At 67.8% G+C, this 25679-nt stretch carries 25 protein-coding genes; 23 read left to right on the plus strand and 2 right to left on the minus strand.

Annotated elements, in window-relative coordinates:
* Nucleotides 1-84: 84 nt before the first annotated feature.
* The 4 genes from PL79_RS05795 to PL79_RS05810 all read left to right on the plus strand — a co-directional run bounded on the left by PL79_RS05795 (nt 85) and on the right by PL79_RS05810 (nt 4562).
* Complete coding sequence (locus PL79_RS05795) at nt 85-1338, plus strand: DUF1479 domain-containing protein (protein ID WP_044843998.1); 1254 nt, start codon at nt 85-87, stop codon at nt 1336-1338.
* Between the two features lie 229 nt (nt 1339-1567).
* Nucleotides 1568-2326 (plus strand): dimethylarginine dimethylaminohydrolase family protein, encoded by a 759-nt coding sequence (locus PL79_RS05800; RefSeq protein WP_044843999.1) that lies wholly within the window; start codon nt 1568-1570, stop codon nt 2324-2326.
* A 101-nt stretch (nt 2327-2427) separates the two neighbouring features.
* Nucleotides 2428-2892 (plus strand): Lrp/AsnC family transcriptional regulator, encoded by a 465-nt coding sequence (locus PL79_RS05805; RefSeq protein ID WP_044843805.1) that lies wholly within the window; start codon nt 2428-2430, stop codon nt 2890-2892.
* A gap of 137 nt (nt 2893-3029) precedes the next feature.
* Complete coding sequence (locus PL79_RS05810) at nt 3030-4562, plus strand: amino acid permease (protein WP_044843806.1); 1533 nt, start codon at nt 3030-3032, stop codon at nt 4560-4562.
* Between the two features lie 156 nt (nt 4563-4718).
* On the opposite strand, the gene PL79_RS05815 is transcribed toward PL79_RS05810, so the two are convergent.
* Both PL79_RS05815 and PL79_RS05820 read right to left on the minus strand, forming a co-directional pair.
* A complete protein-coding gene (locus PL79_RS05815; RefSeq protein ID WP_044843807.1) occupies nt 4719-5444 on the minus strand; it encodes a glutathione S-transferase in 726 nt (241 codons plus the stop codon).
* Between the two features lie 129 nt (nt 5445-5573).
* A complete protein-coding gene (locus PL79_RS05820) occupies nt 5574-5906 on the minus strand; it encodes a cupin domain-containing protein (RefSeq protein WP_044843808.1) in 333 nt (110 codons plus the stop codon).
* A 409-nt stretch (nt 5907-6315) separates the two neighbouring features.
* On the opposite strand from PL79_RS05820, the gene PL79_RS05825 reads away from it, so the two are divergent.
* From PL79_RS05825 to purF, 19 genes are all read left to right on the plus strand, one after another.
* On the plus strand, nt 6316-7137 hold the full coding sequence (locus PL79_RS05825; RefSeq protein ID WP_044843809.1) for a hypothetical protein: 822 nt from the start codon (nt 6316-6318) through the stop codon (nt 7135-7137).
* A 32-nt stretch (nt 7138-7169) separates the two neighbouring features.
* Entirely contained in the window at nt 7170-7928 is a 759-nt protein-coding gene (locus PL79_RS05830) for a Tat pathway signal protein (RefSeq protein ID WP_044844000.1), read from the plus strand.
* Between the two features lie 162 nt (nt 7929-8090).
* Nucleotides 8091-9500: a 3-isopropylmalate dehydratase large subunit gene (gene leuC, locus PL79_RS05835; RefSeq protein ID WP_044843810.1), complete on the plus strand. Its 1410-nt coding sequence runs from the start codon at nt 8091-8093 to the stop codon at nt 9498-9500.
* Nucleotides 9501-9503: 3 nt separating this feature from the next.
* Nucleotides 9504-9650, plus strand: a complete 147-nt coding sequence (locus PL79_RS05840; protein WP_011658379.1) for an entericidin A/B family lipoprotein — start codon at nt 9504-9506, stop codon at nt 9648-9650.
* Between the two features lie 65 nt (nt 9651-9715).
* Nucleotides 9716-10366 (plus strand): 3-isopropylmalate dehydratase small subunit, encoded by a 651-nt coding sequence (gene leuD, locus PL79_RS05845; RefSeq protein ID WP_044843811.1) that lies wholly within the window; start codon nt 9716-9718, stop codon nt 10364-10366.
* Nucleotides 10367-10441: 75 nt separating this feature from the next.
* Nucleotides 10442-11509, plus strand: a complete 1068-nt coding sequence (leuB, locus tag PL79_RS05850) for a 3-isopropylmalate dehydrogenase (protein WP_044843812.1) — start codon at nt 10442-10444, stop codon at nt 11507-11509.
* Between the two features lie 118 nt (nt 11510-11627).
* Nucleotides 11628-11747, plus strand: coding sequence for a hypothetical protein (locus PL79_RS05855; protein WP_006756675.1), 120 nt, complete (start codon nt 11628-11630; stop codon nt 11745-11747).
* 84 nt (nt 11748-11831) lie between these two features.
* A complete protein-coding gene (asd, locus tag PL79_RS05860) occupies nt 11832-12953 on the plus strand; it encodes an aspartate-semialdehyde dehydrogenase (RefSeq protein WP_044843813.1) in 1122 nt (373 codons plus the stop codon).
* Nucleotides 12954-13516: 563 nt separating this feature from the next.
* Nucleotides 13517-15652: a FimV/HubP family polar landmark protein gene (locus tag PL79_RS05865; protein ID WP_044843814.1), complete on the plus strand. Its 2136-nt coding sequence runs from the start codon at nt 13517-13519 to the stop codon at nt 15650-15652.
* Nucleotides 15652-16464 (plus strand): tRNA pseudouridine(38-40) synthase TruA, encoded by an 813-nt coding sequence (truA, locus tag PL79_RS05870; protein WP_044843815.1) that lies wholly within the window; start codon nt 15652-15654, stop codon nt 16462-16464. The genes PL79_RS05865 and truA overlap by 1 nt, the downstream gene beginning before the upstream one ends.
* Entirely contained in the window at nt 16461-17162 is a 702-nt protein-coding gene (locus tag PL79_RS05875; protein WP_044843816.1) for a phosphoribosylanthranilate isomerase, read from the plus strand. The genes truA and PL79_RS05875 overlap by 4 nt, the downstream gene beginning before the upstream one ends.
* A 54-nt stretch (nt 17163-17216) precedes the next feature.
* A complete protein-coding gene (gene trpB / locus PL79_RS05880; protein WP_044843817.1) occupies nt 17217-18410 on the plus strand; it encodes a tryptophan synthase subunit beta in 1194 nt (397 codons plus the stop codon).
* Between the two features lie 9 nt (nt 18411-18419).
* The gene (locus PL79_RS05885; protein WP_044843818.1) at nt 18420-19271 is read left to right on the plus strand and encodes a DNA-methyltransferase; all 852 of its coding nucleotides are present in this window, start codon (nt 18420-18422) and stop codon (nt 19269-19271) included.
* Nucleotides 19272-19312: 41 nt separating this feature from the next.
* Complete coding sequence (gene trpA / locus PL79_RS05890) at nt 19313-20131, plus strand: tryptophan synthase subunit alpha (RefSeq protein WP_044843819.1); 819 nt, start codon at nt 19313-19315, stop codon at nt 20129-20131.
* A gap of 64 nt (nt 20132-20195) precedes the next feature.
* Nucleotides 20196-21068, plus strand: coding sequence for an acetyl-CoA carboxylase, carboxyltransferase subunit beta (gene accD / locus PL79_RS05895; protein ID WP_044843820.1), 873 nt, complete (start codon nt 20196-20198; stop codon nt 21066-21068).
* A gap of 100 nt (nt 21069-21168) precedes the next feature.
* Nucleotides 21169-22479 (plus strand): bifunctional tetrahydrofolate synthase/dihydrofolate synthase, encoded by a 1311-nt coding sequence (folC, locus tag PL79_RS05900; protein WP_044843821.1) that lies wholly within the window; start codon nt 21169-21171, stop codon nt 22477-22479.
* A gap of 29 nt (nt 22480-22508) precedes the next feature.
* Entirely contained in the window at nt 22509-23351 is an 843-nt protein-coding gene (locus PL79_RS05905) for an SPOR domain-containing protein (RefSeq protein ID WP_044843822.1), read from the plus strand.
* Between the two features lie 6 nt (nt 23352-23357).
* Nucleotides 23358-23852, plus strand: a complete 495-nt coding sequence (locus PL79_RS05910; RefSeq protein WP_044843823.1) for a CvpA family protein — start codon at nt 23358-23360, stop codon at nt 23850-23852.
* Nucleotides 23853-23903: 51 nt separating this feature from the next.
* Entirely contained in the window at nt 23904-25436 is a 1533-nt protein-coding gene (gene purF, locus PL79_RS05915) for an amidophosphoribosyltransferase (protein ID WP_044843824.1), read from the plus strand.
* The last annotated feature ends 243 nt before the right edge of the window (nt 25437-25679 follow it).

Here is a 25679-nt window from a genome sequence, read left to right on the forward strand (position 1 = left end):
AGTTGGCCGGATAGTGTCGATGGTGGCGATGCGTCCGCCGTACGCTGAATGCTCATCACGACACGATTCAGCGAGGAGACGACGATGCACCTGACGATTGACGATCTGCCGGTTGCGATCCGCATGGCGAAAAGGGCGCTGCGCACCGATCTGCCCGGTTACGCGGCCACGTTCCGCGAACTGGAGGGCGATATCGCGCGGCAGGTCGACGCGATCCGTCGCGCGCACGCGCACGGCCGCGACGTGATCCCGGTATTGCGATTCGCGGATATCGCGAACGGCACCGTCGATCCGCAGGCGATCGCCGCGATCCGCACGCACGGCGCCGCGGTGATCCGCGGCGTGTTCGACGCGCAGCAGGCGCGCGACTGGAACGACGAGATCGGCGCCTATCTGGATGCGAACCGCTTCGCCGAGCGGCTGCATGCACGCGCCGAGGACCGCTACTTCGGCAATCTCGCATCGGGCAAGCCGCAGATCTACGGCGTCTACTGGTCGAAGCCGCAGGTGGCCGCGCGGCAGTCGCCGGCCCTCACGCAGGCGCGCGTGTTCCTGAACCGCCTGTGGCGTCATGCGGACGGCGCGCGCAGGCATTTCGACCCGGACCAGGTGCCGGCCTACGCCGACCGGATCCGCCGCCGGCCGCCGGGCTCGACGTCGCTCGGGCTGTCGCCGCATGTCGACGGCGGCTCTGTCGAACGCTGGCTCGGCGCGAATTTCCGGCAGGTCTATCGTCACGTGCTGGCCGGCCGCTGGCGCGCTTACGATCCGTTCGACGCGGCGTTCCGCCCCGACGTCGAGGAGATCCCGTCGCCGGCCGTGTGCTCGATGTTCCGCACGTTCCAGGGCTGGACCGCGCTGACGCCGCAAGGGCCCGGCGACGGCACCCTGCAGCTGATTCCGGTCGCGAACGCGATGGCGTATGTCGTGCTGCGCGCGCTGCAGGACGACGTCGCCGACGACGACCTGTGCGGTGCGCGTCCGGGCCGCGCGCTGTCGATCCTGCCCGAATGGCACGCGCTGCTGCTCGACGCGCTGGTGCCGATCCCGCACATGGAGCCGGGCGACGCGGTGTTCTGGCACGGCGACGTCGTGCATGCGGTCGAGGATGCGCATCGCGGCAGCGGCGACAGCAACGTGATGTATATCGCGGCCGCGCCCGGGTGCGCGAAGAATGACGCGTACCTGCAGCGCCAGCGGCTCGCGTTCCTGCGCGGCGACAGCCCGCCGGATTTCCCGGCCGATCATTTCGAGGGCGACTTCGACGGACGGGGCGGCGAGGGCGATCTCACGCCGCTGGGCCGTGCGCAAATGGGGTTCGCGCCCGTCGGCGCATGACGGACGCGCCGCATGCATCGGCCGCATCCGCACCGCGCGGAACGGCCGTTTGCGCCGCGCCCGTCGGCTGTCTGCCGAATCGGCTGCATCCTGCCTGCAATTCGACGCGATCGGCTGCGGGCGCGCCCGAATTCGACGCGAATTGCGCAATTTGGCTTCCGATAATGGTCCGGACACAACGCAGCTGCCCCGTGCGCCGCACGGGGGCAGCGTGACCATGGAGGAGTCGATGCAATTCACGCAAGCGATCGTTCGCCGTCCCGCGCCGTCCTGCGGCGCGGGTCTCACCACCGCCGCGCTCGGCGCGCCCGACTACGACAAGACGCTCACGCAGTTCCACGCGTACTGCGACGCGCTGCGCGGGCTCGGCGTCGAGCTGACCGAGCTGCCGCCGCTGGACGCGTTTCCCGATTCGCACTTCGTCGAGGACGTCGCCGTCGTCACGCCCGAATTCGCGGTGATCACGCGTCCCGGCGCACCCGCGCGGCGCGGCGAGACGGTGCACATCGAAGCGGCGCTCGCCGCGCATCGCGACCTGCTGCCGATGCAGGAAGGCCGTCTCGACGGCGGCGACGTGATGCAGGTCGGCAAGCGCTTCTACATCGGCCTGACGGGCCGCACCGATGCCGAGGGCATCGCCGCATTCGAGTCGCTGGTGGCGCGCTACGGCTATTCGGTCGTCGCGGTGCCGGTCGGCGCGGGGCTGCATCTGAAATCGGTCGTCAACGCGCTCGGCGACGACACGCTGCTCGTGACCGAGGCGCTGGCCGCGCATCCGGCGTTCGCCGACTATCGCCGCATCGCGATCTCGGCCGCCGACGAATACGCCGGCAACACGCTGCGCGTGAACGGCACGCTGATCACGCCGGCCGGCTATCCGCGCGTGCACGACGCGATTCAGTCGCTCGGGATGCCGCTGCACGTGATCGACACGAGCGAGTTCCGCAAGATGGACGGCGGCCTGACCTGCCTGTCGCTGCGGTTCTAGCCGATTGGCGCGCGGCCGCTTCGGCCGGATAATGTGGCCCCCGCGCGGAACCGGAGGAGACGCTCCGCGCACCAGCCACGACCCGACCGGAGCGAACGCGGATGACCGACAAGAAGATGCAGCTCGACAAGATCGATCTCCGGATCCTCGACATCCTGCGTACCGACGGGCGGATTTCCTACCGGAAGCTGTCCGAGCTCGTGAACCTCACGCCGCGCCCGTGCCAGGCGCGCGTGGAGCGGCTCGAGGCGCTCGGCGTGATCGAAGGCTACCGCGCGGTGATCAAGGCGCCGCGCGCGACCAAGCCGATCGTCGTGATCGCGCAGATCGTGCTGGCCGACCACGGGCGTTCGCAGGCGCCGTTCGAGGACGAGATGCGGGCCAATCCGGCCGTGCTCGATTGCTGGCTCGTCAGCGGCACGTTCGATTTTCTCGTGCGGCTCGCGTGCGAGGATCTCGACGAATACCGGCGGATCGCGAACGCGTGGCTGGAAAGCCCGCGGTTCCGGATCGAGAAGATCGTGACGACGGCCGAGCTGCAGGCGATCAAGCGCAGCGTCGTCTGACGCGGCCGTGCGCATCCGGGCCGCCGGCATCGGACGCGTGACCCGGCGGCAGGACCATTTTTTGACGCGAATAACCGGGCCGATCGATTGGTATTCCGAATCAATTCGAGCGGCCCGAATCCAACAGGGTGAACACTATGGATGCTTTGCAAGCGGCAGCGCAGACGGCCGCGCCGTCCGGAACGGCGCTCAAGCGCCGGCTGCAGAGCCGCCACATCGCGATGATCGCGATCGGCGGCTCGATCGGCACGGGGCTGTTCGTCGCGTCGGGCGCGTCGGTCGCGCAGGCGGGGCCGGGCGGGGCGATCGCCGCGTATATCGCGATCGGACTGATGGTCTACTTCGTCGTCACCGGGCTCGGCGAGATGGCCGCGCTGATGCCGGTGTCGGGCTCGTTCGCGATCTACGGCGAGAAGTACGTCGACGAAGGCTTCGGCGTCGCGCTCGGCTGGACCTACTGGTACAGCTGGGCCGTGACGATCGCGATCGAGCTGGTCGCCGCGCAGATCGTGATGCGCTACTGGTTTCCGGCGGTGCCGGGCGTGTGGTGGGGCGCCGGGTTCCTGGTGCTGATCTTCCTGCTGAACACGCTGTCCGTGCGCGGTTTCGGCGAATCCGAATACTGGTTCTCGCTGATCAAGGTCGTCACCGTGATCGCGTTCATCGCGGCGGGCTTGCTGATCGCGGCCGGCCTGCTCGGCAATGGGCAGCCGGTCGGCTGGCGCAACTTCAGGACCGGCGACGCGCCGTTCGTCGGCGGCGTGCACGCGATGATGAGCGTCGCGCTGATCGCCGGCTTCTCGTTTCTCGGCACCGAGCTGGTCGGGATCACGGCGGGCGAATCGGAAAACCCGCGCAAGACGATCCCGCGCGCTGTGAAGCAGATCTTCTGGCGGATCATGCTGTTCTACGTGCTCGCGATCTTCGTGATCGGCCTGCTGGTGCCGTACACCGATCCGAACCTGCTCAAGAGCGACGTGACCGATATCGGCGTGAGCCCGTTCACGCTCGTGTTCAGCCATGCGGGCTTTCCGCTCGCCGCGGGCGCGATGAACCTCGTGATCCTGACGGCCGTGCTGTCGGCCGGCAACTCGGGCACGTATGCGGCCACGCGGATGCTGTACAACCTCGCGGCGGAAGGCCGTGCGCCCGCGATGTTCGCAACGCTGTCGCCGGGCGGCGTGCCGCGCAACGCGCTGTACGCGACGATGGCGGTGGGCGGGCTGTGCTTCCTCACGTCGCTGACCAACAACCAGAGCATCTATCTGTGGCTGCTCAATACGGTCGGCATCACCGGCTTCATCGCGTGGCTCGGCATCGCCGTCTGCCACTACCGGTTCCGCAAGGGCTTTCTGAAACAGGGCTACCGGCTCGAGCAGCTGCCGTATCGCGCGAAGTGGTTCCCGTTCGGGCCGCTGTTCGCGATCGCGATCTGCATCGTGATCTCGCTCGGGCAGGATTACCAGGCGTTCTTCGCCGCCCGCGTCGACTGGATGGAAGTGCTGTCGATCTATGTGTGGATCCCGCTGTTCGTCGCGATCTGGTGGGCGTATCGCCGCGTGCGCAAGAGCCGGCTCGTGCGCTACGAGGAGATGGAGATCGGGCCGTGGCTCACGCGCTCGGTCGAGGCCGTCGATGCGGCGGTCGCGCGGCACGGTCAACCGCACTGAGCGTGACGCGGCGCATGCGCGGCGACGGGGCCGGCTCGCGCAACGCGGCCGGCTCCGGTGAAGCAGGCGTGACGACGCGCAGCGGCAGCGCGCGTTCAGCGCGCGTGCTGCCGCTGCGCCTTCATGAAATCCACCCGCGCGGGAGGCGTGGCGCCACTACTTGTCCAGCTCCGGGTAGTGCCGGAAGATCCCCATGTCGTTGAACGGGATGCGGCGTTCCGACTCGAGATAGCGCGCGACGGGCGGATGCGCCGCGACGCGGTCGTGCAGCCCGACGAGCCCCGCGACCTTGCGTTCCTCGCGCTTCATCGCCTTCGGGAACGCGTAGCGCAGGCCTTCGATCAGCTGGAAGATCGACAGATCCACGTAACTGAGCGCGCTGCCGGCGATGTGCCCGCCTTTGTGCGGATTCTGCGCGAGCACGCGATCGAAGTAGCCGAGGAATTTCGGCAGCCGGTGTTCGAGAAAATCGGCCGCTCGCTCGGCGGCTTCGGCCTTCTGGTCCTCGTAGTAAAGGCCGCTGCCGATCGGGTGATGCGTGTCGTGGATCTCGGTGACGAAATCGGCGACGGTCAACTGAAGCTGATGCACCCACAGCCGGCCGGCTTCGTCGTCGGGCGCGAGCCCCAGCCGCGCGCCGAGAAACAGCAGGATGTTCGCGGCCTGCCCGACGACCATGTCGCCGGCCTTCAGGAACGGCGGCGCGAGCGGCACGCATTCGGCCTTCGTGCTGTCCATCAGCCGCATCATCGCCGACACGCCCATGCCGCGCCCCGATTCGCGCGCGACATCGACGTAGTCGGCCTCGGCCGCTTCGAGCGCGAGCCGCACGTACTCGCCGCGGCCCTGGATTTCGGGCCAGTAATAGAGTTCGTATCGCATGCAGTGCTCCTGTCCGGTCGATGCGTCGGGCGATGCCAGCATCGTGATGGCGGGAAGGGCGGTCGCGCGCCGCCCGTTGCGAATAGACAGTCTAGGAGATCGTGCGGGAAGTGCGGTGCTTGCCGCGCATCACGCACCGCGCTCGTCGCGCTCGCCGCCTTCCGGGCCGTAGAAGAACACCCAGGTCGAGAAGTCGTCGGAGAAGCCGACGAAGCGGTGCGACGCGAATGCGGGGACGAACAGCACGTCGCCCGTCGCGACGCCGCATTCGCGCCCGTCCACGATGAACCGCGACGTGCCGGCGGCGATCACGTAGACCTCGTCGCGCGTGTGCGGCGTCTGCAGATCCTCGCCGCGCGGCCGGTACAGCTCGATGTCGAGCGTGCCGTGTCGAAACAGCGTCGTGAACAGCGTGCCTTCATCGTCGAGGCGGGCGAGCGATTCGTTGATGCCGAGCTTCATCGTCGTGGGCTCCGGGGTGCGGATCGTGGGAACGAGGGCATGCGGGTTGCACCATCGTAGCGCGAAATCCGCAGCTCGGCCGGCGGTGCGCGACCCTGCCTGCGAATCGTGTCGCGCGCCATCGATGAAACGGCGGCACCACGATCTCACCACCGATGAAACGAATCGGTCCGCCGGTGAAACGGCGCGGCGATCGTCGGCATGTGTGCGACAGCTTCACCGCAATTTAATAAACGCGCACTACGATCGCGCATCGTCAATCGACGGAGCGTCGTGCTGCGTTTCACGCTTCGACGCTGCCGCCCGTCGCGGATCTCCGCGATTCGCCAGATTGCCATTTCCCGTGACCCCGCGAATTGCATCGCCGCGCCATGCCGCCGCATGCGATTCGCATTGTTTCGCATTTCTTATGAATTCGAATGCATCGACTGCTTCACGCAGAAAATTCCTTGCCGCCGCACCCGGCATCGCGGCGGCGCCGCTGTTGAGCGCATGCGGTGGCGACGACGTCGCATCGGCGCCGCTCACCGATGCGGCGCTGGCCGCGCAGATGTCCGCGAAGCTGAACGCGCAGCTCGGCGATGCGGCGACGGTCGACGCGATCATGCCCGCGCTGACCGATGTCGGCTTCACCTGGGACCTGCCGACGGTGCCGGCCGCGCAGATCGGCGCGATCGTCGCGTACAGCTTCGGCAATCGCCCGAACGCCGCGAGCGGCAACACGTCGAGCACGGGCGGCAACCAGTCCGCGCTGCCCGATCCGGGGCCCGTCAACGAAGCGCTCGCGGACGCCGTGTACCGCATCCGCCAGCTGAAGCCGGTCAAGGTCTACGCGCAGTGGGAAATCGCGCGCTTTCTCGTGTCGAAATACGGGATGGGCGCCGACGTGCTGTCGTCGGTCGAACCGGTGATCGCGAGCGACGGCACGATCGTGTACCTGAGCACGGCCGGCGTCGCGGCCGAGGCGGTTACGCGCGCGGGCGGCGCGGCTGCGATGGGCACCGTCGCGGTGGTCGGCCATCGCGACCATGCGAAGCGCTGCATCCAGACCTCGCAGCAGGCCGGCATGAAGGCGGCCGCCGTCGCCGAGGTGCCGCTCCCGACCGTGTACGACCCGCAATCGGGCCAGCCGTGGACGCGCAACCGCAGCCTCTACCTCGTGCACGACATGTATGCGCAGATGCTGAGCCGCGCGATCGCCGCGACGATGCAGGCGTTTCCGAAGGGCTGACGCCTGCCGCTCTCCACTCGAATCTCATGACCATGACGACCCGCCGCCATTTCCTCGCTTCCTCTTCGCTGCTCGCTGCATCGTGCGCCGCCGTCGCGCCCGCGCGCGCGAGCGGTGCTCCCGTGTCCGATGCGGAACTCCAGCGCCAGATGCTCGGCAAGCTGACCGACGAACTGAACGATCGCGCGACCGCGGCCGACGAGACCGGCTACCTGCTCGACACGTTGTTCTCATGGACGCCGCCGGGCGTCGATGCGGCCGCCATCAACACGATCGCCGCGTTCGGCTTCGGCAGCCGCGCGGGCGCGTCCGGTGCCGCGCCCGTCCCGGGCCCGGTGAACGAGGCGATCGCCGATGCGGTGTTCCAGCTTCGGCAAAAGGCCGCGGCGCCGATTTACGCGCAGCAGGAAGTCGCGAGCGTGCTCGCGTCGAAATACGGGCTGACGGCCGGCGTGACGTCGATCGCGACGCGGGCACCGGCCGCCGGCAGCCCGATCCCGACCCCCGACGGCGTCGTCGCCGCGATCGTCCGACAGGCCGGCTCGGCCGCGGCGCTCGGCAAGGTCGGCGTCGTCACGCATCGGGATCAGGCGTCGCTCGCCGTGCGCGTGTCGAGCGCCGCGGGGATGCAGGCCGCGGTGCCGGCCGGGCTGACGCTGCCGGTGTTCTACGACAGCGCCGCGCAATTGCCTGCATTGCGGCGTCGCGATCTCTACCTACTGAGCAGCGCGGGCGTGCAGCTCGGCATGCTGCGGCTCGCCCTGATCAACCGCGAATACCCGAACGGCTGACGTTCCCCGTTTGGCTGGTAATGCCGATACAGGTATTGGCACTACCAGCCAAACCACTGTTTTTAATGGGTTTTTTCGCGCCGCGCCCGCGCCGCGGCGCGTTCTGCGTGGCATAATCGACCGCATCCGCAAGGCTTGTAGTCACAACGACCCCGCATACCCATGGCACAGACTCTCTACGACAAACTGTGGAATACCCACGTCGTCCATACCGAGGACGACGGCACGGCATTGCTCTACATCGACCGTCAGCTGCTGCACGAAGTCACGAGCCCGCAGGCGTTCGAAGGGCTGAACGTCGCGCACCGCCCGGTGTGGCGCATCAGCGCGAACCTGGCCGTGTCGGACCACAACGTCCCGACCACGGATCGCAGCCATGGCATCGCCGATCCGGTCTCGAAGCTGCAGGTCGACACGCTCGACGCGAACTGCGATGCGTTCGGCATCACGCAGTTCAAGATGAACGACGTGCGTCAGGGCATCGTGCACATCATCGGGCCGGAGCAGGGCGCGACGCTGCCGGGCATGACGATCGTCTGCGGCGACTCGCACACGTCGACGCACGGCGCGTTCGGCGCGCTCGCGCACGGCATCGGCACGTCGGAAGTCGAGCACGTGCTCGCGACGCAGACCTTGCTGCAGAAAAAGAGCAAGAACATGCTCGTGAAGGTCGAGGGCACGCTGCCGCGCGGCTGTACCGCGAAGGACATCGTGCTCGCGATCATCGGCAAGATCGGCACGGCCGGCGGCACGGGCTACGCGATCGAATTCGGCGGCTCGACGATCCGCGCGCTGACGATGGAAGGCCGGATGACCGTCTGCAACATGGCGATCGAAGCCGGCGCGCGTGCGGGCATGGTCGCGGTCGACGACACGACGATCGACTACCTGAAGGGTCGTCCGTTCGTGCCGACCGGCGCGGAATGGAACCAGGCCGTCGAGTACTGGCGCGAATTCAAGTCCGACGAAGGCGCGCAGTTCGACCGCGTCGTCGAGCTGAACGCGGCCGAGATCGTCCCGCAGGTCACGTGGGGCACGTCGCCGGAAATGGTCACGTCGATCGACGGTCGCGTGCCGGACCCCGAGCGCGAGAAGGATCCGGTCAAGCGCGACGCGATGGAGCGCGCGCTGGCCTACATGGCGCTCGAGCCGAACACGCCGATCGAGTCGATCAAGGTCGACAAGATCTTCATCGGTTCGTGCACGAACGCGCGCATCGAAGATATCCGCGCGGCCGCCTACGTCGTGAAGAAGCTGAACCGCCGCATTGCGTCGAACGTGCGGCTCGCGATGGTCGTGCCGGGCTCGGGCCTCGTGAAGGCGCAGGCCGAGCGCGAAGGCCTCGACAAGGTGTTCACCGACGCGGGCTTCGAATGGCGCGAGCCGGGCTGCTCGATGTGCCTCGCGATGAACGCCGACCGGCTCGAGCCGGGCGAGCGCTGCGCGTCGACGTCGAACCGCAACTTCGAAGGCCGGCAGGGCGCGGGCGGCCGCACGCACCTGGTGAGCCCCGCGATGGCGGCGGCGGCGGCGATCGAAGGCCATTTCGTCGACATTCGCCAGCTGGGGTAACGCGTGACGGCATCGAAGCTCATCGCGCGGCTGGTGGCCGCGCTGGCGCTCGCGGGGCTGGGCTTCGGCCTCGCGGGCTGCAATACCGTCCGAGGCTTCGGCCAGGACGTCAACGCCGCCGGCAATGCGCTGCAGCGCGCCGCGGACTGACGCCCACCGAGAATTTGTCGATGTGCGCCGGCTGACTGCCGGCCCTCCAACCGGATAGACGGATCATGGAAAAATTCACTGTACATACCGGCGTCGTGGCGCCGCTCGATCGCGAGAACGTCGACACCGACGCGATCATCCCGAAGCAGTTCCTGAAGTCGATCAAGCGCACGGGCTTCGGTCCGAACGCGTTCGACGAATGGCGTTACCTCGACCACGGCGAGCCGGGCCAGGACAACTCGAAGCGCCCGCTGAACCCGGACTTCGTGCTGAACCAGCCGCGCTACCAGGGCGCATCGGTGCTGCTGGCACGCAAGAACTTCGGCTGCGGCAGCTCGCGCGAGCACGCGCCGTGGGCGCTGCAGCAGTACGGCTTCCGCGCGATCATCGCGCCGAGCTTCGCCGACATCTTCTTCAACAACTGCTACAAGAACGGGCTGCTGCCGATCGTGCTGACCGAGCAGCAGGTCGATCACCTGTTCAACGACACGTATGCGTTCAACGGCTATCAGCTGACGATCGACCTCGATGCGCAGGTCGTGCGCACGGGCGACGGCCGCGAGTATGCGTTCGACATCACCGCGTTCCGCAAGTATTGCCTGCTGAACGGTTTCGACGACATCGGCCTGACGCTGCGCCACGCGGACAAGATCCGCCAGTTCGAAGCCGAGCGGCTCGCGAAGCAGCCGTGGCTCAACAACAAGCTGGTCGGCTGAGATTGCCTCCGGGCGGGCGCGCGTGACGTGCGCCCGCCGACCTGCCACCCATACCTATCCAGTCAGGAATAACGCATGAAGATTGCAGTGCTGCCCGGCGACGGCATCGGTCCGGAAATCGTCAACGAAGCGGTCAAGGTGCTGAACGCCCTCGACGAGAAGTTCGAGCTCGAGCAGGCGCCGGTCGGCGGCGCGGGCTACGAGGCGAGCGGTCATCCGTTGCCGGACGCGACGCTGAAACTCGCGAAGGAAGCCGACGCGATCCTGTTCGGCTCGGTCGGCGACTGGAAGTACGACTCGCTCGAGCGCGCGCTGCGCCCAGAGCAGGCGATCCTCGGGCTGCGCAAGCATCTCGAGCTGTTCGCGAACTTCCGTCCGGCGATCTGCTATCCGCAGCTCGTCGATGCGTCGCCGCTGAAGCCGGAACTGGTCGCGGGCCTCGACATCCTGATCGTGCGCGAACTGAACGGCGACATCTACTTCGGCCAGCCGCGCGGCGTGCGCGCGGCACCGGACGGCCCGTTCGCCGGCGCGCGCGAAGGCTTCGACACGATGCGCTACTCGGAACCGGAAGTGCGCCGCATCGCGCACGTCGCGTTCCAGGCCGCGCAAAAGCGCGCGAAGAAGCTGCTGTCGGTCGACAAGTCGAACGTGCTGGAGACGTCGCAGTTCTGGCGCGACATCATGATCGACGTGTCGAAGGAATACGCGGACGTCGAGCTGGCGCACATGTACGTCGACAACGCGGCGATGCAGCTCGCGAAGGCGCCGAAGCAGTTCGACGTGATCGTGACCGGCAACATGTTCGGCGACATCCTGTCGGATGAAGCGTCGATGCTGACGGGCTCGATCGGCATGCTGCCGTCGGCGTCGCTCGACAAGAACAACAAGGGTCTGTACGAGCCGTCGCACGGTTCGGCGCCGGACATCGCGGGCAAGGGCATCGCGAATCCGCTGGCGACGATCCTGTCGGCCGCGATGCTGCTGCGCTATTCGCTGAATCGCGCGGAGCAGGCCGATCGCATCGAGCGCGCCGTGAAAACGGTGCTCGAACAAGGCTACCGCACCGGCGACATCGCGACGCCGGGCTGCCAGCAGGTCGGCACGGCGGCGATGGGCGACGCGGTGGTCGCCGCGCTGTAAGCGCGCAGCAAGGCAACAGGCAGTCAAGATGGAAAAGGGCGCGAACCGGCCGCGAAATCGGCCGGTTCGCGCGCGGTTGGCCGTTGTGCGGGCAACCGGCTTTGTGTAGACTCGAACGATGGCGCTGATTTCCCTGATCTCCCCGGTCCTGAAACTCCACGGCAACACTGCCCGTGCGGGTGCGCGCGCCATCGTCATCACGAAAACCATTACCACGAAAACGATCATTAAACGCTGATCGCCGTCGTGCCCGCCTGTTTCCCCGCGCGGTCACGCGGGGACGGAAATGGCGGGGAAGCTCCATTCAAGCAAAGGGTTAGTCATGAACGTAGGTCTCGTAGGTTGGCGCGGCATGGTCGGCAGCGTGCTGATGCAGCGCATGCAGGAAGAAGGTGATTTCGACCTGATCGAACCGGTGTTTTTCAGCACCAGCAACACGGGCGGCAAGGCGCCGTCGTTCGCGAAAAACGAGACTACGCTCAAGGACGCGACCAACGTCGACGAGCTGAAGAAGTGCGACGTGATCATCACGTGCCAGGGCGGCGACTACACGAACGACGTGTTCCCGAAGCTGCGCGCGGCCGGCTGGAACGGCTACTGGATCGATGCGGCCTCGTCGCTGCGGATGAACGACGACGCGGTCATCATCCTCGATCCGGTCAACCTCGACGTGATCAAGGACGCGCTCGTCAAGGGCACGAAGAACTTCGTCGGCGGCAACTGCACGGTCAGCCTGATGCTGATGGCGCTCGGCGGCCTGTTCCGCGAGAACCTCGTCGACTGGATGACGGCGATGACCTACCAGGCCGCATCGGGCGCGGGCGCGCAGAACATGCGTGAACTGCTGTCGCAGATGGGCACGCTGCACGGTTCGGTGCAGGAACAACTCGCCGATCCGGCTTCCGCGATTCTCGACATCGACCGCCGCGTGCTCGCGACGATGAACAGCGACGCGATGCCGACGAGCCACTTCGGCGTGCCGCTCGCCGGCTCGCTGATCCCGTGGATCGACAAGGATTTCGGCAACGGGATGTCGAAGGAAGAGTGGAAGGGCGGCGCGGAAACCAACAAGATCCTCGGCAAGCCGGCCATGGGCGAGCCGGGCTCGATCCCGGTCGACGGCCTGTGCGTGCGGATCGGCGCGATGCGCTGCCACTCGCAGGCGCTGACGATCAAGCTGAAGAAGGACGTCCCGCTCGACGAAATCAACGGCATCCTCGCGTCGGCGAACGACTGGGTGAAGGTCGTGCCGAACGAGCGCGAAGCGTCGATGCGCGACCTGTCGCCGGCGAAGATCACCGGCACGCTGACGGTGCCGGTCGGTCGCCTGCGCAAGCTCGCGATGGGTGGCGAATACCTGTCGGCGTTCACGGTCGGCGACCAGCTGCTGTGGGGCGCGGCCGAGCCGCTGCGCCGCATGCTGCGCATCCTGCTCGACAAGTAAGTCGGGCCGCGCCGCGCGCGGTGCGCGCGTGACGCGAAACGCCTGCCAGCCCTTCGCGGGGCGGCAGGCGTTTTTTTTGTCCGGCGTCAGGTCTTGTGCGGACCGCCCATTGCGCGAAAGTCCCGAACCGCTCGCGCGGCCGGGGCTTTTCCTGCATCGCCATCCTTTGGCACGAGGAATCGATGCGACGCGAAGTACAAGGAGGAGCCGAATTCGTTCCGGAACCCGATGCCGTCGTCCGGTTTTTCATCGATTGATGATCCTCTTTTGACAAAACCGGCGCGTGCGATTCAGTGCCCGGATCGGCGATGCCTTCGCGCGATTCGCGCACCGACGGCCCGACGCGGTCGGCCGTAAGGTCGCGGCGCAGGCGCGGACGGCCGCATCCGCAGGCGACGAATTCGGCCGGAACGCGATCGTGTGAAGTAAACTATGCGGTTACGACGCGCAGAGCCGCCCAAAGCGTCGCGTTCTGCGCGACGCTTTTGCATTTCTGCGGCGACTTTATTGACGCTTCCCTACGCGAATCCGAGCCGCGCCCGCGCGCGGCGATAGAGCCTACGATGTCCCGAATTTCCTTGTTTCCGCGTCAGTCCCGTCTGGCGCGCGCCGTGCGTGGCGCGCTGGCGATCCTGGCGCTCGGCGCGGCCGCTTCGGCCTGGGCGGCCGGTTCCGGCGAGCTGCCGGCGTCCGCCGCCGGCGGTGCCGCGCCGCTCAACGTGACGGTCCAGCCGGGCCAATCGTTGAACGACCTCGCGAAAGCCGCGACGCAATCGCACGATCCGGGCGTGCTCGCGCGCGCCGGCCGCGCGCTGTTCGACGCCAATCCGCAGGCGTTCATGAAGCACGACCCGAGCCGCCTGAAAGTCGGCGCGACGCTGACGGTGCCGGCGCTCGATGCGACCGGCGCGGCGCTCGTGCCGGCTGCTGCGTCGGGGGCATCGGCTGCGTCCGCGCCGGTTGCCGTGTCGAGCACGGCGGCGGTCACGCAGCATGGCGCGTCGGCGCCGCATCCTGGGTCGGCCGTGCAAACCGCGCCGGCCGTATCGGCCGCGCATACGGCGCCGGTCAGCGGGGCGAGCGTCACGGTCGCAGCCGGGGCAGCGGCAGGCGCGTCGGCTTCGAGCGGCGCGTCCGCCGCGCACGGCGCGTCGACGGTCGAATCCGTCCAGTCGCCAGCGGCTGCGGCCGGCGCAAGCGGGCCGCACGTGTGGAACGGCGCGATCCAGTCCGCACCGTCGTCCGCCAGCGAGGCCGTGACGCAGTCCGGACCGGGCGGTGCGGCTCAAGGGATGCACGAACCGTCTGCGGCAGCGCCCGTCGCGGGTGCGTCGCAGCCGCGGCCGTCGAGCCTGCAGCAATTGCTCGCGCTGAAGAACCGCGTGCTGATGGAACTGCAGAAGCACGGGATCGGGAAGCCGGCCGCCACGAACAACGTTGCACCGGCGCCGGCGCCCGCTGCGCCGCGTCCCGCTGCGAACGGCGCGAACGGCACGAACGGCACGAACGGCACGAACGGCACGAACGGCACGAACGGCACGAACGGCACGAATGATGCGGCGGCGTCAGCTGCCGCGTCGTCGTCGGCTGCGAGCGAAGCGGCGTCCGGCGTGGCCGCGAGTGCGGTGCAGCCGGCATCGGCGCCCGTGCAGCCGGCCGTGCCGGCGGCGACCGCTGTGCCTGCACGCGGTTCGGAACAGATCGACTGGCGTCCGGCCGCAGCGGCCGGCGCCGCCGTGGTCGTGCTGGCGGCCGGTTTTGCGTGGCGCAAGCGCCGGAAAGCGCGGCCGACCGACGAAACCGCACCGGCATCCGGCGGGACGGCTGTTGCCGACGACGATGCATCTTCGTCGCCGGTCGCATTCACCGAGCCAGTGCCGCCGATTCTCCCCGAGACGCCGTTGGCCCGCGACGCGGCCGCCGATCTGAGTCTGGTCACGGCCGCCGCCGCAGCGGCGGAGACGTTCGAGACGCACGAACCCGAAATCCCGTCGCCGTCGGAAACGGCGAAGCCGCACGACGTTCAGGCGGAAGCATCGTCCGCGCACGTCGCACCCGACAGCGACGCAACTCCGGCCGCGCACGACGAGAAGCCTGTCGCGGAACCGGCCGCGGACGAGCCGCTCGTCACGCCCGCCGCACCTGCGACGAACGACGCCCAGCACGCAGCGCTGATGCAGAACGCGATCAGCGCGCTCAACAGCCTCGACATGCCGCTGCCGCCGCGTACGGCCGATGAGCCGCCCGCACGCGAAGGGCAAGCCGAAGGTGCGCAAACCGCAACTAACGGTCAATCCGCCACACACCCGCCAGTCGGCGCGACCGATCCGTCCCCGGCACATCCGGCCGACCACGACGACGAGTTCGACTGGGATCCAGACGCGGCAACGCCTGCCTCTCACGCGGGCGGTGCCGCCGCGCCGTCGTCGCTGCCGCCGCTCGGCGTCGCGCAGTTCGGCGCGCTGAAGCTGGATTTCGATCTCGACCTGCCGTCCGCGCCGGGTGCCGTGCTGCCCGCGCTGACGCCGGAGGAACTCGCCCGCATCGCCCGCAACAAGCTGGATCTCGCGTCGGAGTACGTGCAACTGGGCGATCTGTCCGGCGCGCGCACGCTGCTGCAGGAAGTGGTCGACGCGAACGACGCCGCCACGCGCGACGATGCGCGTGCGCTGCTCGCGAAACTCGCGGAAGAGGCGTGATGCGGATCGCGCTCGGGATTCAGTACGACGGCGCCGCGTTTTGCGGCTGGCAGGCGCAGCCGCACGGCAAGACCGTGCAGGATGCGCTCGAGCGCGCACTCGGCGCGTTCGCATGCGTGCCGCTGCACACGACGGTCGCGGGGCGGACCGACACGGGCGTGCACGGGCTCGGACAGGTCGTGCATTTCGATACGGAGCTCGATCGCGCGGATTTCTCGTGGGTGCGCGGCACCAACGCATTTCTGCCGCCGACCGTGTCCGTGCAGTGGGCGAAGCCGATGCCGGACGCGTTCCACGCGCGTTTCTCGGCGTTCGAACGCACGTACTACTATGCGCTGTACGTGCATCCCGTGCGCTCGCCGATGCTGGCCGGCCGCGCGGGCTGGATCCACACGCCGCTCGACGACGACGCGATGCGCGCGGCCGCCGCGCATCTGATCGGCGAGCACGACTTCTCGTCGTTCCGGTCGTCGGAATGCCAGTCGAAGACGCCGGTCAAACACCTGTACCAGATCGACGTGCGGCGCGCGGGCCACTTCATTCATTTCCGCTTCCGCGCGAACGCGTTCCTGCACCACATGGTGCGCAACCTGATGGGCTGCCTCGTCGCGGTGGGGCGCGGCCGCTATCCGGCCGACTGGCTCGCCGACGTGCTGGCCGGGCGCGATCGCAATCTCGCGGCGCCCACGTTCATGGCCGACGGGCTGTACCTTGCCCATGTCGGCTACCCGGCGGAATTCGCCGTCCCGCCCGCGCAGCTCGGCACCGTGCCGTGGAGCAGCGTCTGGGCCGATCTGGATCCACAACCATGACGGATCACGCCGTGTCTTCCTCGACCTCCGCCGCGGCCGGCCTCGCGCCGCGCACGCGCATCAAGCTGTGCGGCCTGTCGCGCCCCGAGGACGTGCTGCATGCCGCCGCGCTCGGCGCCGATGCGATCGGCCTCGTGTTCTATCCGAAGAGCCCGCGCGCGGTGTCGATCGCGCAGGCGGCCGAACTCGCGAGCCTCGCGCCGCCGTTCGTGTCGGTGGTCGGGCTGTTCGTGAATGCGACCGAAGCGGAGATCGAGGCGGTCGTGCGCGACGTGCCGCTCACGATGCTGCAACTCCACGGCGACGAGACGCCCGAGCAGTGCGACGCCCTCGGCCGCGCGGCGCGCCTGCCGTGGTTGCGCGCGGTGCGCGTCGGCCCCTCGACGCAGCCGGCCGATTTGGTAGAATCGGCTCTTCATTATTCGAAAGCGCGCGGCCTCCTGTTCGACACCCTGGTGCCGGACTACGGTGGTAGCGGCAAGGTCTTCGATTGGTCTCTTATTCCCGCAGAGCTCGCGCATCGGGCCGTTTTGAGTGGTGGCTTGAACGCGCAAAACGTCGGTGATGCGATCCGCCAGTTGCGTCCGTTTGCTGTCGATGTCTCGAGTGGCATCGAAGTGGAGGGCGCGAAGGGCGTGAAGGATCACGCCCGGATGGCGGCGTTCGTACGCGCGGTGCGCGAAGCGGACGCCGGGTGATGCAAGAAGGTGCGGCCCCGACAGCGGGCGCACCGACCGATCGAGAGTGACACCATGTACAACCTTCCTGATGATCGCGGCCACTTCGGCCCGTATGGCGGCGTGTTCGTCGCCGAAACGCTGATTCACGCGCTGGACGAACTGCGCACGGCGTATGAAAAATTCCGGAACGACCCCGATTTCGTCGCCGAGTACGAGCGCGAACTGAAGTACTTCGTCGGCCGTCCGTCGCCGATCTATCACGCGCAGCGCTGGAGCGAGACGCTCGGCGGCGCGCAGATCTACCTGAAGCGCGAGGACCTGAACCACACCGGCGCGCACAAGATCAACAACGTGATCGGCCAGGCGCTGCTCGCGAAGCGGATGGGCAAGAAGCGCGTGATCGCCGAGACGGGCGCCGGCCAGCACGGCGTCGCGACGGCGACGATCTGCGCGCGCTTCGGCATGGAGTGCATCGTCTACATGGGCGCCGAGGACGTGCGCCGCCAGGCCGCGAACGTCTACCGGATGAAGCTGCTCGGCGCGACGGTCGTGCCGGTCGAATCGGGTTCGCGCACGCTGAAGGATGCGCTGAACGAAGCGATGCGCGACTGGGTCACGAACATCGAAAGCACGTTCTACATCATCGGCACGGTCGCGGGCCCGCACCCGTATCCGGCGATGGTGCGCGACTTCCAGCGCGTGATCGGCGACGAGTGCAAGGTGCAGATGCCGGAACTCGCCGGCCGGCAGCCGGACGCGGTGATTGCGTGCGTCGGCGGCGGCTCGAACGCGATGGGCATCTTCTATCCGTACATCGACGATGCGTCCGTGCAGCTGATCGGCGTCGAAGCGGCCGGCGACGGCCTCGACACCGGCCGTCACGCGGCGTCGCTGATCGCCGGCAGCCCCGGCGTGCTGCACGGCAACCGCACGTACCTGCTGCAGGACGACAACGGCCAGATCATCGAGACGCATTCGGTGTCGGCCGGCCTCGACTATCCGGGCGTCGGCCCCGAGCACGCATGGCTGAAGGACAGCGGCCGCGCGCAGTACGTGCCGATCACCGACGACGAGGCGCTGAAGGCGTTCCACGACTGCTGCCGGATCGAGGGGATCATCCCCGCGCTCGAGTCGAGCCACGCGATCGCGTACGGCGTGAAGCTCGCGCCGACGTTGCCGAAGGACAAGATCCTGCTCGTCAACCTGTCTGGCCGCGGCGACAAGGACATGCACACGGTCGCCGAGCGATCGGGCATCGCGCTCTGACCCCGACCGATGCGTGACCTGATCGAACAACCGGGCGGCGGCGCCGCGAGCGAAGCGGAGGCGGTGCAGCCTGCCGTCGCCGTGCCGCGCGCACGGCCGTCCGGGATCGAGCTGCACAACCGCGATTTCATGACCGAAGCCGCGCGTCTGCCGGATGCGTCGATCGACCTGATCGTCGCCGATCCGCCGTACGGGCTCGGCAAGGACTACGGCAACGACTCGGACAAGCGTTCGGGCGACGATTTCCTCGCGTGGACGCGCGAGTGGCTCGAGCTCGCGATTCCGAAGCTCAAGCCGAGCGGGTCGATGTACATCTTCTGCACGTGGCAGTACGCGCCGGAAATCTTCAGCTTCCTGAAGACGAGGCTCACGATGGTCAACGAGATCATCTGGGACCGGCGCGTGCCGAGCATGGGCGGCACGACGCGCCGTTTCACGTCGGTGCACGACAACATCGGCTTTTTCGCGGTTTCCAAAGCGTATTACTTCGATCTCGATCCGGTCCGCATCCCGTACGACGCCGACACGAAGAAGGCCCGCTCGCGCAAGCTGTTCGAAGGCAGCAAGTGGCTGGAGATGGGCTACAACCCGAAGGACGTCTGGTCGGTCTCGCGCCTGCATCGGCAGCACGCGGAGCGCGTCGATCATCCGACCCAGAAGCCGCTGGAAATCATCGAGCGGATGGTGCTCGCAAGCTGCCCGCCGGGCGGCCGCGTGCTCGATCCGTTCATGGGCAGCGGCACGACCGCGGTGGCCTGCGCACGGCAGGGGCGCGACTTCGTCGGCTACGAGATCAACGAAAGTTATTGCGCGATCGCGCACGAGCGCGTGAGCGCGCTCGTCGCGCCGGCGTGCGCGTGAGTCGCGCCGCCGAGTCGCCGATCGCATCAAGGAAAATTGCCATGTCCTCCCGTATCCAGCAGACCTTCGCCGCACTCGCCGAACAAGGCCGCAAGGGCCTGATCCCGTTCATCACGGCCGGCGACCCCGATCCCGCGAAGACCGTCGAATTCATGCACGCGCTCGCCGAAGGCGGCGCCGACGTGATCGAGCTCGGCGTGCCGTTCTCGGACCCGATGGCCGACGGCCCCGTGATCCAGCGCTCGTCGGAACGCGCGCTCGCGCGCGGCGTCACGCTGAAGAGCGTGCTCGCCGACGTGAAGCGCTTCCGCGAGACCGACCAGAAAACCCCCGTCGTGCTGATGGGCTATGCGAACCCGATCGAGCGGATGGGCGTCGACGCGTTCGCGGCCGAAGCGCAGGCGGCCGGCGTCGACGGCGTGCTCGTCGTCGACTATCCGCCCGAGGAAGCGGGCGTGTTCGCCGAGAAAATGCGTGCCGCGCAGATCGATCCGATCTTCCTGCTCGCGCCGACGTCGACCGACGAACGCATCGCCGACGTGGGCAAGATCGCGAGCGGCTACGTGTACTACGTGTCGCTCAAGGGCGTGACCGGCGCCGGAAATCTGGATGTTTCGAGCATTGCGGGTAAAATCCCGGCCATCAAGTCGCGCGTGCCGGTTCCGGTGGGCGTCGGCTTCGGCATCCGCGACGCCGAAACGGCGCGCGCGGTGGCCGAAGTGTCGGACGCCGTCGTGATCGGCAGCCGCCTGGTGCAGCTGCTCGAGAGCGCCGCGCCGGAGGGCGCCGCCGCCGCGCTGAAGACTTTCATCGCCGAGCTGCGCGCCGCCCTGGACGGCGCCGGCAACACGGCGCGATAAACACAACACAGGAAGCGGGAACGGGCCGGTCGGCCCGCCCCGCCACGGAACAGGAAACCATACGATGAGCTGGCTCGACAAACTGTTGCCGCCGAAGATCAAGCAGACCGACCCGAAAAGCCGCAAGGGCATTCCGGAAGGCCTGTGGGTCAAGTGCCCGTCCTGCGAGGCCGTGCTGTACCGCAACGACGTGGACGCGAACCTGCACGTGTGCCCGAAGTGCGATCACCACATGCGCATCGGCGCGCGCGAGCGCCTCGACGGGCTGCTGGATCCGGAAGGCCGCTATGAAATCGGCCAGGAAATCGTGCCGGTCGACTCGCTGAAGTTCAAGGACAGCCGCAAGTACCCCGATCGTCTGAAGGAAGCGATGGACGAGACGGGCGAGACCGACGCGATGGTCGTGATGGGCGGCGCGATCCACACGCTGCCCGTCGTCGCGGCCTGCTTCGAGTTCTCGTTCATGGGCGGCTCGATGGGCTCGGTCGTCGGCGAGCGCTTCGCGCGCGGCGCGCAGAACGCGCTGGAGCAGCAGGTGCCGTTCATCTGCTTTACCGCTTCGGGCGGCGCCCGGATGCAGGAAAGCCTGCTGTCGCTGATGCAGATGGCGAAGACCACCGCGATGCTGACCAAGCTGGCCGAAGCCAAGCTGCCGTTCATTTCGGTGCTGACCGACCCGACGATGGGCGGCGTGTCGGCGAGCTTCGCGTTCCTCGGCGACGTCGTGATCGCCGAGCCGAAGGCGCTGATCGGCTTCGCCGGCCCGCGCGTGATCGAGCAGACGGTTCGCGAAAAGCTGCCGGAAGGCTTCCAGCGCGCGGAATTCCTGCTGAAGACGGGCGCGATCGACATGATCGTCGATCGCCGCAAGATGCGCGACGAGATCGCGCAACTGCTCGCGCTGCTGCAGCGACAGCCGGCCGACGCGCTGGCCTGATTGGCGCGGCGTTGTGAACTGCGCGCGTCGCCCGGCTGAACCGCCGGGCGGCGCGTTTCGTTTTTTGGCGTAGTGGCGGTACCGATTCAGATTTGATCCGATGAGCACTTTTCCCACTCTCGACGCGTGGCTTTCGCATCTCGAACGCGCGCACCCGGTCGGCATCGACATGGGCCTCACCCGCATCGGGCAGGTCAAGGCGGCGTTGCAGCTCGAATTCGCGTGCCCCGTGATCACGGTCGGCGGCACGAACGGCAAGGGTTCGACCTGCGCGTTCCTCGAGGCGATCCTCGTTCACGCGGGCTACAAGGTCGGCTGCCACACGTCGCCGCACCTGCTCGAATTCGGCGAGCGTGCGCGCGTGAACGGCCAGCAGGTCAGCGACGCCGAGCTGCTGCCGCACTTCGAAGCCGTCGAAGCGGCGCGCACGTCGCTGCCGGAGCCGGTGTCGCTCACGTACTTCGAATTCACGACGCTCGCGATCCTGCACCTGTTCGCGTCGCGCGGGCTCGATGCGGTGATCCTCGAGGTCGGCCTCGGCGGCCGGCTCGATGCGGTCAACATCATCGATGCCGATTGCGCGATCGTCACGAGCATCGACATCGACCATACCGAATACCTCGGCGACACGCGCGAGAAGATCGCGTTCGAGAAGGCGGGGATCTTCCGCGCGGGCAAGCCGGCGATCTGCGGCGATCCCGCGGTGCCGAACACGCTGGTCGAGCATGCCGAAGCGATCGGCGCCGACCTGTGGCTGGTCGGCCGCGATTTTCGCTACGAAGCGCAGCCGGGCGCGGAGCGCCAGCAATGGAGCTACCTCGGCCGCGAGAAGCGCTATCCGGCGCTCGCTTACCCGGCGCTGCGCGGTGCGAACCAGCTGATCAATGCATCGGCCGCGCTGGCCGCGCTCGAGGCGCTGCGCCCGGTGCTGCCGGTGTCCGCGCAGGACATCCGGCTCGGGCTCGCGAACGTCGAGCTGCCGGGGCGCTTCCAGGTGCTCCCGGGCAAGCCGGCGATCGTGCTGGACGTCGCGCACAACCCGCATGCGGCGGCCGTGCTCGAGCAAAACCTCGGCAACATGGGCTTCTTCCCGTACACGTACGCGGTGTTCGGTGCGATGCACGACAAGGACATCGACGGCGTGCTGCGGCACCTGAAGGGCGAGATCGACCACTGGTGCGTGACCGACCTGCCGCTGCCGCGCGCGGCGAGCGCGGAGCAGCTCGAAGCCGCGCTGCGCAAGGCCGGCGTGGAAGATGGCGCCGATTCGAGCGTGACGCGCTTCGCGTCGCCCGCCGAAGCGTTTCGCGATGCACTAAAAAGAGCATCCGAGAATGATAGAATCGTGGTTTTCGGCAGTTTCCATACGGTGGCGGGTGTGATGGCCTACCGGAAATCGCAGCAACACTGACTGAAGGGCAGTTTCGGACTCAGCCATTCATGGGAATTTTCTCGTTCGGCAAGAAAGACGACGACGCGCCCCCGCGGCGCGGCGGTCGTACCGGGGCCTCCCGGAACGTGCGCACGGAGCGCACTGAACGCGTCGAGCGGCGCACGCGCCGCACCGAGCGTCCGGAATCGGACGCGCTGCTCCTCGATCCGACCCTTCCTGAAAAGCAACGCGCCCGCCGGCGCCTCGTCGGCGCGATCGCGCTCGTCGTCGCCGCGGTGATCGTGCTGCCGATGGTGCTCGATTCGCACCCGAAGCCGGTGACGGACGACATCGCGATCGACATTCCGAACCGGCCCGCGCATCAGGCGATCGCGCCGCGTGACGACGACGCGTCCGACGTGCAGGCGGGCGTCGCGCACGACGAGCCGCCGGCCTCCGACGCCGCGGTGGCGGCCGTTCCGGCCCCCGCGGAGAAGGACACGGCCAAGCCGGCCGCGAAGCCCGAACCCTCGACGACCACGGCGAGCGTGACGCCGCCGAAGCCCGCTGCGAAGCCGGCCGCGGCCGCACCCGCGCCGAAGCCGGCCGCGCCGAAGCCGGCGCCTGCGGCGGTCGCGAACGCCGACGCCGCGGCCGACAGCGGCGACGCATCGTCGCCGGCGTCGCCGGCCGGTGCGCGCTTCGCGGTGCAGCTCGGCTCGTTCAAGGACGACGCAACGGCCCGTTCGTGGGCCACCAAGTTGAAATCGGCGGGCGTGCCCGCATATGTCGAGCATCGCAAGCAGGCGGACGGCAGCACGGCTAGCCAACTGCGTGCCGGCCCGTTTGCGGATCGCGCGGCGGCGTCCGCCGCGATCGCGAAGGTGCGCGAAGCCGGACTCACGCAGTAACGTGCGATGCTGACGGCTTTCGACTACGCTGTATTGGCGGTGATCGCGTTGTCTGCGCTGCGTGGCGCGTGGCGCGGTTTCGTCTCCGAGATTTTCGGGCTGATCGGCTGGATCGCGGCGATCGCGATCGCCGCCCGCTATGTCGGACTGGTCGTGCCGTATATCCCGGCGAACTGGCCGGGCGGCGCGCTGACGCAGTGGGTGATCGCGTTCGCGCTGATCGTGATCGGCGTCGTGTTCGTCGCGGGTGTCGCGAACGCGCTGTTGTCGCGGATCGCGCAGGCGACGGGCCTCGGCGGGGTCGATCGCTCGCTGGGCATGATGTTCGGGCTCGTCCGCGGCTGCGTGCTGGTGGTGCTGCTGGTCGCGGCGGCCGGGCTGACCGAATTGCCCAAACAGGATTTCTGGCGCAATGCGCTATTGCGTCCTTTCGCCGAACAGGGCGTGCACGAGCTGAAGCAGCTCCTGCCCGACGGCATGGCCCAGTATGTACGCGTGTGACGACGCGGCCGGGCAGGACGGAACCGATTTTGTCATCTTGAAGGACATGCCATGTGCGGCATCGTAGGTGTTATCTCCCAAGCCCCCGTCAATCAGCTGATCTATGACAGCCTGCTGCTGCTGCAGCATCGCGGTCAGGACGCAGCGGGCATCGCGACGGCGGACGGCAGCAATTTCCACATGTACAAGGCGAACGGCATGGTGCGCGACGTGTTCCGCACGCGCAACATGCGCAGCCTGCCCGGCACCTTCGGCATCGGCCAGGTCCGCTATCCGACGGCCGGCTCGGCGTCGAGCGAAGCCGAGGCGCAGCCGTTCTACGTGAACGCGCCGTTCGGGATCATCCTCGCGCACAACGGCAACCTGACGAACTGGGAACAGCTCAAGGACGAGATGTTCCGGATCGACCGCCGGCACATCAACACCAATTCCGACAGCGAAGTGCTGCTCAACGTGTTCGCGCACGAGCTGCAGCTGTCGACGACGGGCCTCGAGCTCGATCCGGCCGCGCTGTTCAAGGCTGTCGAGGGCGTGCATCGCCGCCTGCAGGGCTCGTACGCGATCGTGTCGCTGATCGCCGGCTACGGCCTGGTCGCGTTCCGCGATCCGTTCGGCATCCGCCCGCTCTGCATCGGCAAGCTCGAGACCGAACACGGCACCGAATGGATGGTCGCGTCGGAGTCGGTGGCGGTCGAAGGCATCGGCTTCGAATTCGTGCGCGACGTGCAGCCGGGCGAAGCGATCTTCATCGACAAGGCCGGCAACTTCCACAGCCAGCAGTGCGCGGAGAACCCGACGCTGAATCCGTGCATGTTCGAATACGTGTATCTCGCGCGTCCGGATTCGTGCCTCGACGGCGTGCCCGTCTACAACGTGCGCCTGCGCATGGGCGACTACCTCGCCGAGAAGATCAAGCGCGAGCTGCCGAACGTGCCGATCGACGTCGTGATGCCGATTCCCGATTCGTCGCGTCCGGCTGCGATGCAGGTCGCCGCGAAGCTCGGCGTCGAGTATCGCGAAGGCTTCTTCAAGAACCGCTACGTCGGCCGTACCTTCATCATGCCGGGCCAGGCCGTGCGCAAGAAGTCGGTGCGCCAGAAGCTCAATGCGATGAGCATCGAGTTCAAGGACAAGCACGTGCTGATCGTCGACGATTCGATCGTGCGCGGCACGACCTCGCACGAGATCGTGCAGATGGCGCGCGATGCGGGCGCGAAGTCGGTGATCTTCGCGTCGGCGGCGCCGCCCGTGAAGTTCCCGAACGTGTACGGCATCGACATGCCGACGCGCGGCGAGCTGGTTGCACACGGCCGCACCGACGAGGAAGTCGCGAAGATCATCGGTGCCGACCACCTGATCTATCAGGACGTCGACGACCTGCGCCGCGCGGTGCGCGACATCAACCCGAAGCTCGAGGGCTTCGAGGCGTCGTGCTTCGACGGCAACTACATCACCGGCGCCGTGACGCCCGAGTACCTCGATGCGATCGAGCGCGCCCGTCTCGCACCGGCGTCGCAGGCCGATCGCGACACGGCAGGCGACACCGCGCGTTCGCAGATGAACCTGCAGTTGTCGGTCGAGTGATGCCGGCGCACGCTTCGGATGAAGCGTGATAGGATGTGGCCTTGCGTCGATTTGATTCAGCTTGCGGACGCGGGGCGACTTCCCAAAACAGCTAAAGCGAAGGCCGGCGGCAGCCGGCCCGAGTCGATCGCTGTCGTACCGCACCGAAGCCCGCTGATGCCGACGCATAGCGGGCTTTTTGTTTTGGCCTGATTTTTGTGGCTGGGCGCGCGCCCGATGCACGACCCTCGGCGCGACCCCTCG

This window comes from Burkholderia sp. USMB20, assembly GCF_000949135.2.
Lineage (GTDB): Bacteria > Pseudomonadota > Gammaproteobacteria > Burkholderiales > Burkholderiaceae > Burkholderia.

Bases quoted from the DNA above. Each gene is read 5' to 3' on its own strand.
- PL79_RS05825 (WP_044843809.1), top strand. From the start codon at position 6,316: ATGAATTCGAATGCATCGACTGCTTCACGCAGAAAATTCCTTGCCGCC.
- trpB (WP_044843817.1), top strand. From the start codon at position 17,217: ATGTACAACCTTCCTGATGATCGCGGCCACTTCGGCCCGTATGGCGGC.
- PL79_RS05865 (WP_044843814.1), top strand. From the start codon at position 13,517: ATGTCCCGAATTTCCTTGTTTCCGCGTCAGTCCCGTCTGGCGCGCGCC.
- PL79_RS05905 (WP_044843822.1), top strand. From the start codon at position 22,509: ATGGGAATTTTCTCGTTCGGCAAGAAAGACGACGACGCGCCCCCGCGG.
- accD (WP_044843820.1), top strand. From the start codon at position 20,196: ATGAGCTGGCTCGACAAACTGTTGCCGCCGAAGATCAAGCAGACCGAC.
- PL79_RS05830 (WP_044844000.1), top strand. From the start codon at position 7,170: ATGACGACCCGCCGCCATTTCCTCGCTTCCTCTTCGCTGCTCGCTGCA.
- folC (WP_044843821.1), top strand. From the start codon at position 21,169: ATGAGCACTTTTCCCACTCTCGACGCGTGGCTTTCGCATCTCGAACGC.
- PL79_RS05800 (WP_044843999.1), top strand. From the start codon at position 1,568: ATGCAATTCACGCAAGCGATCGTTCGCCGTCCCGCGCCGTCCTGCGGC.
- PL79_RS05910 (WP_044843823.1), top strand. From the start codon at position 23,358: ATGCTGACGGCTTTCGACTACGCTGTATTGGCGGTGATCGCGTTGTCT.
- PL79_RS05810 (WP_044843806.1), top strand. From the start codon at position 3,030: ATGGATGCTTTGCAAGCGGCAGCGCAGACGGCCGCGCCGTCCGGAACG.
- PL79_RS05885 (WP_044843818.1), top strand. From the start codon at position 18,420: ATGCGTGACCTGATCGAACAACCGGGCGGCGGCGCCGCGAGCGAAGCG.
- leuC (WP_044843810.1), top strand. From the start codon at position 8,091: ATGGCACAGACTCTCTACGACAAACTGTGGAATACCCACGTCGTCCAT.
- trpA (WP_044843819.1), top strand. From the start codon at position 19,313: ATGTCCTCCCGTATCCAGCAGACCTTCGCCGCACTCGCCGAACAAGGC.
- PL79_RS05875 (WP_044843816.1), top strand. From the start codon at position 16,461: ATGACGGATCACGCCGTGTCTTCCTCGACCTCCGCCGCGGCCGGCCTC.
- asd (WP_044843813.1), top strand. From the start codon at position 11,832: ATGAACGTAGGTCTCGTAGGTTGGCGCGGCATGGTCGGCAGCGTGCTG.
- truA (WP_044843815.1), top strand. From the start codon at position 15,652: ATGCGGATCGCGCTCGGGATTCAGTACGACGGCGCCGCGTTTTGCGGC.
- PL79_RS05805 (WP_044843805.1), top strand. From the start codon at position 2,428: ATGACCGACAAGAAGATGCAGCTCGACAAGATCGATCTCCGGATCCTC.
- PL79_RS05815 (WP_044843807.1), bottom strand. From the start codon at position 5,444: ATGCGATACGAACTCTATTACTGGCCCGAAATCCAGGGCCGCGGCGAG.
- PL79_RS05820 (WP_044843808.1), bottom strand. From the start codon at position 5,906: ATGAAGCTCGGCATCAACGAATCGCTCGCCCGCCTCGACGATGAAGGC.
- leuD (WP_044843811.1), top strand. From the start codon at position 9,716: ATGGAAAAATTCACTGTACATACCGGCGTCGTGGCGCCGCTCGATCGC.
- PL79_RS05855 (WP_006756675.1), top strand. From the start codon at position 11,628: ATGGCGCTGATTTCCCTGATCTCCCCGGTCCTGAAACTCCACGGCAAC.
- leuB (WP_044843812.1), top strand. From the start codon at position 10,442: ATGAAGATTGCAGTGCTGCCCGGCGACGGCATCGGTCCGGAAATCGTC.
- purF (WP_044843824.1), top strand. From the start codon at position 23,904: ATGTGCGGCATCGTAGGTGTTATCTCCCAAGCCCCCGTCAATCAGCTG.
- PL79_RS05795 (WP_044843998.1), top strand. From the start codon at position 85: ATGCACCTGACGATTGACGATCTGCCGGTTGCGATCCGCATGGCGAAA.